Here is a 12,418-nt window from a genome sequence, read left to right on the forward strand (position 1 = left end):
GTCGCAAGACAAGCCATAGCCTTTACGGTATATAGGCAGGCTTATATGTTTCTATTTTTTAAGCCACGGATTTTGCCCTCTCTGGAGCCGTACATGCAGTTACGACCACTTGCTCTCCTCGCCCTGTTCAGTTTTCTGGTCGCCTGCAGCAGCGAAGCCCCCAAGCCGGCCGCGCCTCAGCCAACACCCGCACAAGAGAAAAAAGTCCCCGGCATCGAAGACCTCGGCCCCCTGCCCGCCTACCAGCGGGAAATCAGCGGCAACCTGACCAATGTGCCGGCCGGCGCCGAAGTCGAGTTGGCGCTGCTGGTGATCGACGAGCGCTCGCGCCCGCAGCAGTTGCTCGCCAGCAGCGTGCTGACCGGCAATGGCAAGCCCCTGGCCTTTCGCCTGCGCTTCAACCCCGAAGCGTTCCCGGCCGGTGCACGGGTTGAATTGCGCGGTCGCGCCAGCCAGTCCGGCCAGTTGATCCTGCACCTGCCCGCCGTGCGCATCACCCAGGCGATCACCCAGACCACCGGCCCCCTGCAACTCGTCAAGGCGCCATGACGCCACCGCTGCACCTGCAACGCGCCCTGAGTGAACTGATCGGCGACGCACACTTGGTGCCCTGCCCGCTGCCGGGCACCGAGCTGTCGTTGTGGTTGCTCGACGCCGACAACATGGACCGTGCCTTCAGCCAGGAAGAAACCCGGCGCATCCTGCATGAACCGCCCTACTGGAGCTTCTGCTGGGCCAGCGGCCTGGCACTGGCGCGCTATCTGGCGGCGAACCCCGAATGGGTGGCGGGCAAGCGCGTGCTGGATTTCGGCGCCGGCTCCGGCGTGGCCGCGATTGCGGCCGCCAAGGCCGGGGCATTGGAGGTGGTGGCGTGCGACCTTGACCCGCTGGCGCTGGCGGCTTGCCGGGCGAATGCCGAGCTCAATGCTGTGGCACTGAGTTATTCAACCGATTTCTTTGCAGAGGCTGATCGTTTCGACCTGATTCTGGTGGCCGACGTGCTTTACGATCGCGCCAACCTGCCGCTGCTGGATCAGTTCCTGACCCGTGGCCGCGAAGCGCTGGTGGCGGACTCGCGGGTACGCGATTTCCAGCATCCGGATTATCGGCGGCTGGACATCCTCGAGGCGCTGACCCTGCCGGACCTGGCCGAGCCGTGGGAGTTTCGCAAGGTGAGCCTGTACCATTCGCGGCGCCCTTAAGGCCATCGCGGGCAAGCCCGCTCCCACAGGGGAATGCAGTTCAAAATCGGCGAACGGGTTCGTCTGCCAAAGCGGTCTCGAGTCCACGATGCTTTCGGCCAACCGCGCCAGCCCTTATAGTTGCCCCCATTCCCGCTTTATTCGAGACGCCTCATGAGTGAGCCCACGCCGTACATCTTCGACGTCACCACCGCCAACTTCGAGCAGGCGGTGATTCAGAACTCTTTCGAAAAACCTGTGCTGGTGGACTTCTGGGCCGAGTGGTGTGCGCCGTGCAAGGCGCTGATGCCGATGCTGGCGCAGATTGCCGAGAGTTATCGCGGTGAGTTGCTGCTGGCCAAGGTCGATTGCGAAGCCGAGCAGGACATCGTTGCGCGTTTCGGTATTCAGAGCCTGCCGACGGTGGTGCTGTTCAAGGACGGTCAGCCGGTGGATGGGTTTGCCGGGGCGCAGCCGGAGTCGGCGGTGCGAGCGATGCTCGAGCCCCATGTGCAGATGCCGCCACCGGCTGCGGCCGATCCACTGGAGCAGGCACAAGCGCTGTTTGCCGAGGGCCGCATCAGCGATGCCGAAGCCCTGCTGGTAGCGCTGCTGGGCGAAGACAACACCAACGCCGCCGCGCTGATCCTGTACGCGCGTTGCCTGGCCGAGCGCGGTGAACTGGATGAAGCCCAAACCGTGCTGGACGCCGTAAAAGGCGACGACCACAAGGCCGCTCTCGCCGGAGCCAAGGCGCAAATCACCTTCCTGCGCCAGGCTGCCGACCTGCCGGACGCCGCCGACCTGAAAAGCCGCCTGGCGCAGAACCCGCAGGATGACGAAGCGGCCTATCAGTTGAGCATTCAACAACTGGCGCGCCAGCAATACGACGCCGCGCTGGAAGGCCTGCTCAAGCTGTTTATCCGCAATCGCAGCTACAGCGAAGGCTTGCCACACAAGACCTTGCTGCAGGTGTTCGAACTGCTGGGCAACGATCACCCGCTGGTCACGGTGTACCGCCGCAAATTGTTCGCCGCGCTGTACTAACCCTCGCCCTGTAGGAGCGAGCTTGCTCGCGAAGGCCGTCAACGATAACGCGAACATCCTGGATGAACGCGGCGCCTACGCGTTTTTCGCGAGCAAGCTGGCTCCTACAAAGCGTCGATCCAGGTGTACAGCGGCGTGTCTGCGCCGCTGGTCACTTTCACTTTGGCGCTGTGGCGCAGGCGCACCAGCAGGCGCTTGCCCGCGGCGGCATCGCCGGCCAACCCTTCCAGTTGATCGAGCAATTCCAGGCCGCTGAGCTGCCCGGCGTTGCGTAACAGATCCTGGGCGTTCTGCCACAGATCCTCACTTTGCCTGACCGGTACCGCCGTCGACTCGGCCGGCACCGGGGCGGCCTGCAATTGTGCGCCCAGTCGCGCCCAATCGCCGTCGTCCAGTTCCAGGGTCAAGTCCACCGGCAGGTCGCCGACGGTTCCACGAATTCGCAACATCGTCCTTACTCCCGCATTTTTTCTGACGGACATGCTCCCATGCAGCTTGCGCAACGCCAAGCGGACGGTCAAACTCTCGGCACTATTGTTATAAGATCACATAACAAAACTTTCATCTGTGGAGTCCTGTCATGCGCCGTCTGCTGCTTGCTTTGCCGTTTGCCCTGCTGCCTCTGGCTGTCGCTCACGCCCATGAAGATCATGATCATGAGCATGGCAGCCTCGGCGCTCACGAACACGGTGTGGGCCGTCTCAATGCAGTGCTGGACGGCCAGAGCCTGGAGCTTGAGCTGGACAGCCCGGCGATGAACCTGGTGGGTTTCGAACATGTCGCGACCAGTGCCGCCGACAAAGCCAAAGTCGCCGCCGCGCGCAAACAGCTGGAAAGTCCGCTGGCACTGTTCAACGTGCCCAAGGCCGCCGGTTGCGTCGTCAGCGCCCAGGCACTCAACAGCCCGCTGTTCGGCGACAAGCCCGAGGCCGATCATGATGGCGACAACGGCGATGATGGCGATGACAATGACCATGCCACCGACGGCAAAGGCGCTGCCGCCCATGAGCATCATCATGACCACAGCGACATCCATGCCCACTACCAGTTCACCTGCGCCAAGCCAGAGGCACTGAGCAACCTGGACCTGAGCCAAGTGTTCAAGACCTTCCCTGCCACCCGGAAAATTCAGGTACAACTGATCGGCCCGAGCGGCCAGCAAGGTGCTGACGCGACCGCCACTGCAGCCACCCTGAAGTTCTGAGTTGACATGACCGAAGCATTGATCGAACTGTCCGACCTGGGCTTCAACTGGCCCGGTCACCCCCAGTTGCTGGACATCCCCGCGTTCCGCCTGGAGCCGGGGCAAACCCTGTTCCTCAAGGGTCCGAGCGGCAGTGGCAAAACCACCTTGCTCGGGCTGCTTGGCGGTGTGCAGAAACCCAGCCGAGGCAGTATCCGCCTGCTCGGCCAGGAGCTGACCGAACTGTCTGCCGGTGCCCGTGACCGTTTTCGCGTAGACCACACCGGCTACATCTTCCAGCAGTTCAACCTGCTGCCGTTTTTGTCGGTGCGCGAAAACGTCGAGCTGCCTTGCCACTTCTCCAAACTGCGGGCACAGCGCGCGGCCCAGCGCCACGGCAGTGTCGACCAGGCCGCAGCGACCTTGCTTGCGCACCTGGGTTTGAACGACCCGGACTTGCTCGAGCGCCGCGCCGATTCGCTGTCCATCGGCCAGCAACAACGGGTGGCCGCCGCCCGCGCGCTGATCGGTCAGCCGGAACTGGTGATCGCCGACGAGCCCACCTCGGCTCTGGACTACGACGCCCGCGAGGCATTCATCCAGCTGCTGTTCGCCGAATGCCGCGAAGCGGGTGCCAGCCTGTTGTTTGTCAGCCACGACCAAAGCCTGGCCCCGCTGTTCGACCGCAACCTGTCGCTGGCCGAACTCAATCGCGCCGCCACGCCCGCAGAGGTTTGAGATGTATCTGTTTCGTCTGGCCATGGCCAGCCTGGCTAACCGCCGCTTTACCGCCATCCTCACCGCCTTCGCCATCGCGCTTTCCGTCTGCTTGTTGCTGGCGGTGGAGCGCGTGCGCGTTGAAGCGCGCAACAGCTTCGCCAGCACCATCAGCGGCACCGACCTGATCGTCGGGGCGCGCTCGGGCTCGGTGAACCTGCTGCTGTACTCGGTGTTTCGCATCGGCAACGCCACCAATAACATCCGCTGGGACAGCTACGAGCACTTCGCCGCCAACCCCCAGGTGAAATGGGCGATTCCGATTTCCCTGGGCGATTCCCATCGCGGTTACCGCGTGATGGGTACCAACGAGTCCTACTTCGAGCATTACCAGTACGGTCGCAAACAGAACCTCGAACTGGCCAGCGGCCGCGCCTTTGCCACCGACCCGTTCGAAGTGGTGCTTGGCGCCGAGGTCGCCGACGCCCTGCACTACAAGCTCGGCGACAAGCTGGTGCTGGCCCACGGCGTGGCGGTGGTCAGCCTGGTCAAGCACGATGACAAGCCCTTCACCGTGGTCGGCATCCTCAAACGCACCGGCACGCCGGTGGACCGCACGCTGCATATCAGCCTCGGCGGCATGGAAGCGATCCACATCGACTGGCACAACGGTGTCCCGGCCCAGGGCAAAGGCCGTATCAGCGCCGATCAGGCGCGCAATATGGACCTGACCCCGCAAGCCATCACCGCGTTCATGCTCGGTTTGAACAACAAGATTTCCACCTTCGCCCTGCAACGGGAAATCAATGAATTCCGTGGCGAGCCGATGCTGGCGATTCTGCCGGGCGTGGCATTGCAAGAGCTGTGGAGCATGATGGGCACGGCCGAAAAAGCCTTGTTCGTGATCTCGTTGTTCGTGGTGCTGACCGGTTTGATCGGCATGCTCACAGCGATTCTCACCAGCCTCAACGAACGCCGCCGAGAGATGGCGATCCTGCGCTCGGTGGGCGCACGGCCTTGGCATATCGCAACACTTTTGATCTTCGAGGCCTTCGCGCTGGCGCTGTCCGGCGTGGTGGCAGGTCTTGGTTTGCTGTACCTGTGCATCGGCGCATCGCGCGGTTATTTGCAGGCCAACTACGGGCTGGACCTGCCGATGGCATGGCCGAGCGAATATGAATGGACGTTGCTCGCCGGTATCCTGGCGGCGGCGCTGTTGATGGGCAGCGTGCCTGCATGGCGTGCCTATCGCCAGTCGTTGGCCGATGGGCTGTCGATTAGGCTGTAGAACTGCAGCTGCAGGTTTTTAGCTGCAAGCTGCAAGCTGCAAGCAAATCGGCTTTTACTTGTAGCTTGCAGCTTGTAGCTTGCCGCTTGCAGCTACCCACTAAGGAGTCTTCATGCATCGTGCCCTGTTTGCCCTGTTGCTGCTGGTGGCCGTACCTGCCTGGGCCGAGGAGCAGCCCCGGGATTTGTCCTGGCAGGAAATGATCCCGCCGGATGCGCCACCGGAAGTGCCCAATATGAAACCGCTGCACGACCTGTCGAACATGGCCGATGCCTTGTCCGTCGAGGCCGCGCCCGCCGCCAAACAGGACTTGCCCAACGCGCCGGTGGTGCAGAGCCTCGACGGCCGGCACATTCGTTTGCCGGGGTATATCGTGCCGCTGGAGGTGAGCGAAGAGGGCCGCACCACCGAGTTCCTGCTGGTACCGTATTTCGGCGCGTGCATCCATGTGCCGCCACCGCCGTCGAACCAGATCGTGCACGTGAAAAGCGAAGTCGGCGTGAAACTCGACGAGCTGTACCAGCCGTACTGGATCGAAGGCGCGATGCAGGTCAAGCCGTCGTCCAGCGAATTGGCCGACGCCGGTTACCAGATGGATGCCGAGAAGATCTACATGTACGAGCTGGAGGAATAATCCCTCCCCTCAAACACACCGAAGATCAAATGTGGGAGGGGGCGTGCTCCCTCCCACAGTTTTTTGCGGCGTGGTTAGCCTTTCATTGAGCTGAGTCAAAAGATCGAGCGGAACGATCTTTACCATTGGACGTACAACTTTTAACGTCCTTCTGGAGCTCCCATGAACAAGTCTCTGCTCGGCGCGTCCCTCTTCGCGCTCGCCCTCGTCGTCCCTGTCGCCCACGCCCACCAGGCGGGCGACATTCTGGTTCGCGCCGGTGCAATCACCGTGAACCCGAAGGCCGACAGCAGCAGCGTCAAGGTTGACCAGGGCCCATTGGCCGGCGCCAACCTGGGCGGCAAGGCGACCATGAGCAGCGACACCCAACTGGGCTTGAACTTCGCCTACATGATCACCGATCACGTCGGTATCGAACTGTTGGCCGCCACGCCGTTCGAGCACGATGTAAAGATCAAGAACACCGCCCTCGGCGCCGCCAACGGCAAGCTCGGCACGCTGAAACACTTGCCGCCGACCCTGAGCGTCGTGTACTACCCGCTGGACCACCAATCGGCGTTCCAACCGTATGTGGGCGCCGGCATCAACTACACCTGGATCTATGACGAACACGTCGGCAGCCGCGCCGAGCAAGCCGGTTTCAGCAACTTCAAGGCCGAAAACTCCTGGGGCTGGGCCGCGCAGATCGGCGCCGACTACATGATCAACGACAAATGGATGATCAACGCCCAGGCGCGCTACATCGACATCAGCACCAAGGCGACTGTGGATAACAACGCGTTGGGCCAGGGCACTCGGGCCAAGGTCAATGTGGATGTCGACCCGATGGTCTACATGGTGGGTATCGGCTACAAGTTCTAAATAACACGGCATAACAATGTGGGAGGGGGCTTGCCCCCGATAGCAGAGTGTCAGTCAAAGACTTATTGACTGGTCCACCGCTATCGGGGGCAAGCCCCCTCCCACATTTGGTTTTGCAGTGTGTCAGGTGTGGCGGTAGAACCGGTCGAGCAACGCCGGCAACCCCGCCCGCCATGCCCGTGGCTTGATGCCAAAGGTATGCAGGATTTTCTTGCAGGCCAGCACCGCGTGCTGGGGTTCATCCGCCGCATCCGGCCGCGCTGCGTGAGCCTGGGCGGTCGGTGACTCGATGGCCAGGGGGTGGAAGTTGCGCGCTTCGGTGAGGATCGCCTGGCCCAGCGCCAGCGGCGTGGTCGCCTCGTGACCGGCGTAGTGATAGGTGCCCCACAGCGGCGCCGCGCAATCGAGTTGCTTGAGCACGGAAATGATCACCCGCGCCGCATCGTCCACCGGCGTCGGGTTGCCACGACGGTCGTCGGCCATCAACAACTCATCCGGCTGTTCGGCCCGGGCCAGGAAGCGCCCGAGGGTGCCGTCGACGCTGTCATCGAGCAGCCAGCCGAACCGCAGCAGCACATGCTGCGGGCAGGTGGCGCGTACGCTCTGCTCGATACGCCACAACGCCTGGCCGCGCAGGCCCAGGGGCACCGGCTCGTCTTTTTCGCTGTAGGCGGTGGCGCGTGAACCATCGAACACGCGGTAGCTGGACGGTTGCACCAGGGTAATGCTGTGGTGCTGGCACAGTTCGGCCAGGCGTTCGATGGCAAACTCCTGGGAAGCCAGGCGGGTTTCGCTGACGGCTTCGGCCTGGAACCAGTCGAAATAGTAGGCGAGGTTGATCAAGGCGTCGGGACGGGTGTCGTCGAGCAATTGGGTGAGACTCGCGGCATCCCAGCCGTCTTGGGGCGGTTTGGGGGCGAGGAAACCGATGTCTTCCTCTGCACCGAGGCGAATCAGCGCCTGCCCGAGGGCATTCCCGCCGCCCAGTAACATAAGGCGCATTCGCATAGATTGAGCAGGCCCGGTCTGTTTGGAACGATGGTTGTTGTCGGCAGGCGCGTGAGCCTTGCCGTAGGTTTATTCCAGAATCGTTGCATTTTGCGGGTTTGTAGCGCAACCGTCACGGACAAAGTAGGTGTTTGCAACTTGTTGGAGCGGCCGGCATCAATCACTACATGAACCTTCCCGACTCAACAGACAAGGCACTGGACGGCTTCCACCCCGCCGTCAGCACCTGGTTTCGCAGCACCTTTCCCTCGGTGACCGACGCGCAGGCCCAGGCGTGGCCGCTGATCCGTCAGCGCCGTTCGACGCTGATCGCCGCGCCGACCGGTTCGGGCAAGACCCTGACCGCCTTTCTCGCGGTGCTGGACGACCTGGTCCACCAGGGTCTGACCAACGGCGGCCAACTGCCCGATGAAACCCTGGTGGTCTACATTTCGCCGCTCAAGGCGCTGTCCAACGATATTCAACTCAACCTGCAAAACCCGCTGGCCGGCATCACCGAGCATCTTGAACAATCGGGCCTGCCGCCGTTGGTGATCCGCACCGCGGTGCGCACCGGCGACACCCCGCAAAAAGACCGTGCACAGATGCGCAAGCGCGCGCCGCATATCCTGGTCACCACCCCGGAATCGCTGTATGTGCTGCTCGGCTCGGACTCGGGCAGGCAGATGCTCGCCAGCACGCGCACGGTGATCGTCGATGAAATCCACGCGATAGCCGCCGGCAAGCGCGGCAGCCACCTGGCGTTAAGCCTGGAGCGCCTGCAAGCCTTGTGCGCCGAGCCGCTGACGCGCATCGGCCTGTCGGCCACGCAAAAGCCCATCGACGCGGTGTCGCGGTTTTTGGTCGGTACCGGCCGCGAGTGCGCCATTGTCGACATCGGCCACGCCCGCCCGCGCGACCTTGCTATCGAAGTGCCGCCGGTGCCGCTCTCGGCGGTGATGGCCAATGACGTGTGGGAACTGGTGTACGACCGTCTCGCCGAGTTGGCGCGCGAGCATCGCACCACGCTGATATTCGTGAACACCCGGCGCCTGGCCGAACGCTTGGCGCGCCACCTGAGCGAGCGCCTGGGCGAGACGGCGGTGGCCGCCCACCATGGCAGCCTGGCCAAGGAAATGCGCCTGGACGCCGAGCAACGCCTCAAGGCCGGTGCGCTGCAAGTGCTGATCGCGACCGCGTCACTGGAGCTGGGGATTGATATCGGCGATGTGGACCTGGTCTGCCAGATCGGCTCGCCCGGTTCAATCAACGGGTTTCTGCAACGGGTCGGCCGCTCCGGGCACCAGGTCGGCGGTACGCCCAAGGGCCGCCTGTTTGCCACCACCCGCGACGACTTGATCGAATGCGCAGCCCTCCTCGACTGCGTGCGCCGTGGCGAGCTCGACACCTTGCACATCCCCGTGGCGCCGCTGGACGTGCTGGCCCAGCAGATCATCGCCGAGGTCAGTGCGCGCGAATGGTCGCAAGCGCCCCTGCTGACGCTTATCCGCCGCGCCGCGCCGTATGCCGTGCTGGACGAGCGCCATTACCAGGCGCTGCTGCACATGCTCGCCGACGGCTACAACGGCCGCCAGGGTATGCGCAGCGCTTACCTGCACCGGGACGCCGTGACGCACACCCTGCGCGGCCGCCGTGGCGCCCGGCTCACGGCCGTGACCAGCGGCGGCACCATCCCCGACAACGCCGACTACAGCGTGCTGCTCGAACCCCAGAGCCTGAACATCGGCAGCGTCAACGAAGACTTTGCGGTGGAGAGCATCGCCGGCGATATTTTCCAGCTCGGCAATACGTCCTACCGCATCCTGCGGGTGGAAGCCGGCAAGGTGCGCGTCGAGGACGCCCACGGTCAGCCGCCGACCATTCCGTTCTGGATGGGCGAAGCGCCGGGGCGCAGCAACGAGTTGTCGGCGGCGGTGGCCCGTTTGCAGGGGCAGTTGGACCACCTGCTCGGCGCCAGCCCGGGTGACCTGCAACCGGCGCAGACGTGGCTCACCGACACCCTCGGCCTGAACCGCGCCAGCGCCGAACAACTGTTGGATTACCTGGCCCGCACGCGCCTGGCCCTCAGTGCCTTGCCGTCGCGGGACACCTTGATCATGGAGCGGTTTTTCGACGCGTCCGGCGGCACCCAGTTGATCATCCACACGCCGTTTGGCAGCCGCATCAACCGCGCCTGGGGCCTGGCCCTGCGCAAGCGCTTTTGCCGCACGTTCAACTTCGAGCTGCAAGCGGCGGCCAGCGAAAATGCGATTGTGCTGTCGCTGTCCACCAGCCACAGCTTCGCGCTGGATGACGTGTGGCGTTACCTCAACAGCAACAGCGCCGAACACCTGCTGATCCAGGCCGTGCTGGATGCGCCGCTGTTCGGCGTGCGCTGGCGCTGGAACGCCGGCGTGGCGCTGGCATTGCCGCGCTACACCGGCGGGCGCAAGGTAGCGCCGCAGATCCAGCGCATGAAAAGCGAAGACCTGATCGCCAGTGTGTTTCCCGACCAGATTGCCTGCCTGGAAAACCTCGCCGGCGAACGCGAAGTGCCCGACCATCCGCTGGTGGAACAAACCCTCGATGACTGCCTGCACGAAGCCATGGACAGCGAGGGCTGGCTGGCCCTGTTGCGGCGCATGGAAGCGGGCGACGTGCGCATGGTCAGCCGTGACCTGCCCGCGCCCTCGCCGATGGCCGCCGAAATTCTCAGCGCGCGCCCCTACACTTTTCTCGATGACGCGCCATTGGAAGAACGCCGCACCCAGGCGGTGCTCAACCGCCGCTGGAGCGACCCGCAGAGTACCGACGACCTCGGCGCACTGGATACCGAAGCGATTGCCGGCGTACGCGAGGAGGCGTGGCCCGCGCCCCAGGGGCCGGATGAAATGCACGAAGCGCTGATGAGCCTGGCTTGTATTGCAGAGCAGGAGGTCACGCCGCAATGGGCCGAATGGTTGCAGACGCTGAACAAGGCCGGACGCGCTTATCCATTGCCCAACGGCCTGTGGGTAGCCGTGGAACGCTTGAGCTGTCTGCAGGCAATCTACCCGCACAACCTGCCGCTGCTGCCAGGTTTCGACGAGCCCTGGACATTCGATGAGGCCTTGGCGGAAGTGCTGCGCGCGCGCCTGGGCGGTTTCGGCCCATTGACGCTGCCCGAGATTGCCGCGCCCCTGGCGTTGCCCCCCGCCACCGTGGCCCAGGGGTTGACGCGGCTGGAGCAGGAAGGCTACGTGCTGCGCGGGCACTTCAGCCCAGGCTGTAGCGCTGAGCAATGGTGCGAACGGCACCTGCTGGCGCGTATTCATCGCTACACGGTCAAGCGCCTGCGCCGGGAAATCGAACCGGTGGCGCTGCAGGATTTCATGCGTTTTCTGTTCGACTGGCAGCACCTTTCCGACAGCACGCGCGGCCAGGGCAGCGCGGTGTTGCCGCAAATAGTCGCCCAGTTCGAAGGCTACGCCGCCGCCACGTCGGCCTGGGACAGTGACCTGCTCAGTGCGCGTATCAAGGATTACGCCTCGACCTGGCTCGACGACCTGTGCCGCAGCGGCAAGCTGGTGTGGACGCGCCTGAGCCACAAAGCCGGCGCCATCGCCTTGCGCAGCACGCCGATCGTGCTGTTACCGCGCAGCCAGGTGCCGTTGTGGAGCGGGCTGACCGAACAGACCGACAGCACGACGCTGTCGCCCAAGGCGCAGAAAGTCCATTTGGCCCTGCGCGAACAGGGCGCGCTGTTCTTCGATGAACTGGTGCATGAAGCCCATCTGCTGCGCAGCGAGCTGGAAACCGCCTTGCAGGAGTTGGTCGGCGCGGGGTTGGTGAATGCCGACAGCTTCGCCGGGCTGCGCGCCCTGACCACGCCCGCCAGCAAACGCCAGGCGCGCAGCAGCCGGCGTGGACGCGGCGCCTTTATCGGCGGCATGGATGATGCCGGGCGCTGGGCACTGATACGTCGCGCGCCAGGCGAGCCCGGTGCGCATTCGGCCGAGACGCTGGAGCATGTCGCGATGACCTTGCTGCGCCGCTATGGCGTGGTGTTCTGGCGCCTGCTCGAGCGCGAGGCGGACTGGTTGCCGAGCTGGCGGGAATTGCTGCGCACCTACCAGCGCCTGGAAGCGCGGGGCGAGATTCGCGGCGGGCGGTTTGTCAGTGGCTTGGCGGGGGAACAGTTTGCACTGCCGGAGGCGATCCCGTTGCTGCGTGAGGTGCGGCGCCGGCCCCATGACGGCAGCTTGATCGCAGTGTGCGGGGCCGACCCGCTGAACCTTGTCGGCACGCTGCTACCGGGAAGCAAAGTGCCGGCGGTGAGTGGCAATCGGATCGTGTACCGGGATGGCGTGCCGGCGGGGGTGATGGTGGGCGGTAAGCAGCAGGTGTTGCTGGAGGTGGATCAGCAGGCGATTCAAGAGAAATTGCTCAGGCGGTGAGTTTGAGGGCCTCATCGGGGGCAAGCCCCCTCCCACACTGGATGTGTGAACACAGTTCCAATGTGGGAGGGGGCTTGCCGCCGA

General features: G+C 64.0%; 11 protein-coding genes. 9 read left to right on the top strand and 2 right to left on the bottom strand.

Translation table 11 applies throughout. The features are described from left to right. Nucleotides 1-93: 93 nt before the first annotated feature. The 3 genes from CIB54_RS20085 to trxA all read left to right on the top strand — a co-directional run bounded on the left by CIB54_RS20085 (nucleotide 94) and on the right by trxA (nucleotide 2,228). Nucleotides 94-549 carry a YbaY family lipoprotein gene (locus CIB54_RS20085; RefSeq protein WP_065949071.1) on the top strand — a complete coding sequence of 152 codons (456 nt, stop codon included), beginning with the start codon at nucleotides 94-96 and terminating at the stop codon, nucleotides 547-549. Further along, nucleotides 546-1,202: a class I SAM-dependent methyltransferase gene (locus CIB54_RS20090; protein ID WP_101220760.1), complete on the top strand. Its 657-nt coding sequence runs from the start codon at nucleotides 546-548 to the stop codon at nucleotides 1,200-1,202. The genes CIB54_RS20085 and CIB54_RS20090 overlap by 4 nt, the downstream gene beginning before the upstream one ends. Nucleotides 1,203-1,355: 153 nt before the next feature. Beyond that, nucleotides 1,356-2,228 (top strand): thioredoxin, encoded by an 873-nt coding sequence (trxA, locus tag CIB54_RS20095; protein WP_065949073.1) that lies wholly within the window; start codon nucleotides 1,356-1,358, stop codon nucleotides 2,226-2,228. A 104-nt stretch (nucleotides 2,229-2,332) separates the two neighbouring features. On the opposite strand, the gene CIB54_RS20100 is transcribed toward trxA, so the two are convergent. Continuing rightward, entirely contained in the window at nucleotides 2,333-2,677 is a 345-nt protein-coding gene (locus CIB54_RS20100) for a hypothetical protein (RefSeq protein WP_065949074.1), read from the bottom strand. Between the two features lie 131 nt (nucleotides 2,678-2,808). On the opposite strand from CIB54_RS20100, the gene CIB54_RS20105 reads away from it, so the two are divergent. From CIB54_RS20105 to CIB54_RS20125, 5 genes are all read left to right on the top strand, one after another. Next, nucleotides 2,809-3,432, top strand: a complete 624-nt coding sequence (locus tag CIB54_RS20105; protein ID WP_101220761.1) for a DUF2796 domain-containing protein — start codon at nucleotides 2,809-2,811, stop codon at nucleotides 3,430-3,432. A 6-nt stretch (nucleotides 3,433-3,438) separates the two neighbouring features. Further along, nucleotides 3,439-4,149 (top strand): ABC transporter ATP-binding protein, encoded by a 711-nt coding sequence (locus CIB54_RS20110; protein WP_101220762.1) that lies wholly within the window; start codon nucleotides 3,439-3,441, stop codon nucleotides 4,147-4,149. A 1-nt stretch (nucleotide 4,150) separates the two neighbouring features. After that, nucleotides 4,151-5,416, top strand: coding sequence for an ABC transporter permease (locus CIB54_RS20115; protein ID WP_065888397.1), 1,266 nt, complete (start codon nucleotides 4,151-4,153; stop codon nucleotides 5,414-5,416). A 112-nt stretch (nucleotides 5,417-5,528) separates the two neighbouring features. Next, nucleotides 5,529-6,050: a DUF3299 domain-containing protein gene (locus CIB54_RS20120; protein ID WP_065949077.1), complete on the top strand. Its 522-nt coding sequence runs from the start codon at nucleotides 5,529-5,531 to the stop codon at nucleotides 6,048-6,050. Nucleotides 6,051-6,212: 162 nt separating this feature from the next. Beyond that, on the top strand, nucleotides 6,213-6,911 hold the full coding sequence (locus CIB54_RS20125) for an OmpW/AlkL family protein (RefSeq protein ID WP_065888399.1): 699 nt from the start codon (nucleotides 6,213-6,215) through the stop codon (nucleotides 6,909-6,911). 123 nt (nucleotides 6,912-7,034) lie between these two features. On the opposite strand, the gene CIB54_RS20130 is transcribed toward CIB54_RS20125, so the two are convergent. Continuing rightward, nucleotides 7,035-7,919, bottom strand: coding sequence for a sugar nucleotide-binding protein (locus CIB54_RS20130; RefSeq protein ID WP_083217886.1), 885 nt, complete (start codon nucleotides 7,917-7,919; stop codon nucleotides 7,035-7,037). A gap of 167 nt (nucleotides 7,920-8,086) precedes the next feature. Here CIB54_RS20130 and CIB54_RS20135 point away from each other — a divergent pair, with 167 nt between their 5' ends. Beyond that, nucleotides 8,087-12,334: a DEAD/DEAH box helicase gene (locus CIB54_RS20135; protein ID WP_101220763.1), complete on the top strand. Its 4,248-nt coding sequence runs from the start codon at nucleotides 8,087-8,089 to the stop codon at nucleotides 12,332-12,334. Nucleotides 12,335-12,418 lie beyond the last annotated feature (84 nt).

Origin of the sequence: Pseudomonas fluorescens (assembly GCF_002837185.1) — a bacterium.
GTDB classification, from domain to species: Bacteria; Pseudomonadota; Gammaproteobacteria; order Pseudomonadales; family Pseudomonadaceae; genus Aquipseudomonas; species Aquipseudomonas fluorescens_AM.

What these genes read in the sequence shown, in the direction of transcription:
- CIB54_RS20085 (WP_065949071.1), top strand. Translation starts at nt 94, where the DNA reads ATGCAGTTACGACCACTTGCTCTCCTCGCCCTGTTCAGTTTTCTGGTC.
- CIB54_RS20090 (WP_101220760.1), top strand. Translation starts at nt 546, where the DNA reads ATGACGCCACCGCTGCACCTGCAACGCGCCCTGAGTGAACTGATCGGC.
- trxA (WP_065949073.1), top strand. Translation starts at nt 1,356, where the DNA reads ATGAGTGAGCCCACGCCGTACATCTTCGACGTCACCACCGCCAACTTC.
- CIB54_RS20100 (WP_065949074.1), bottom strand. Translation starts at nt 2,677, where the DNA reads ATGTTGCGAATTCGTGGAACCGTCGGCGACCTGCCGGTGGACTTGACC.
- CIB54_RS20105 (WP_101220761.1), top strand. Translation starts at nt 2,809, where the DNA reads ATGCGCCGTCTGCTGCTTGCTTTGCCGTTTGCCCTGCTGCCTCTGGCT.
- CIB54_RS20110 (WP_101220762.1), top strand. Translation starts at nt 3,439, where the DNA reads ATGACCGAAGCATTGATCGAACTGTCCGACCTGGGCTTCAACTGGCCC.
- CIB54_RS20115 (WP_065888397.1), top strand. Translation starts at nt 4,151, where the DNA reads ATGTATCTGTTTCGTCTGGCCATGGCCAGCCTGGCTAACCGCCGCTTT.
- CIB54_RS20120 (WP_065949077.1), top strand. Translation starts at nt 5,529, where the DNA reads ATGCATCGTGCCCTGTTTGCCCTGTTGCTGCTGGTGGCCGTACCTGCC.
- CIB54_RS20125 (WP_065888399.1), top strand. Translation starts at nt 6,213, where the DNA reads ATGAACAAGTCTCTGCTCGGCGCGTCCCTCTTCGCGCTCGCCCTCGTC.
- CIB54_RS20130 (WP_083217886.1), bottom strand. Translation starts at nt 7,919, where the DNA reads ATGCGAATGCGCCTTATGTTACTGGGCGGCGGGAATGCCCTCGGGCAG.
- CIB54_RS20135 (WP_101220763.1), top strand. Translation starts at nt 8,087, where the DNA reads ATGAACCTTCCCGACTCAACAGACAAGGCACTGGACGGCTTCCACCCC.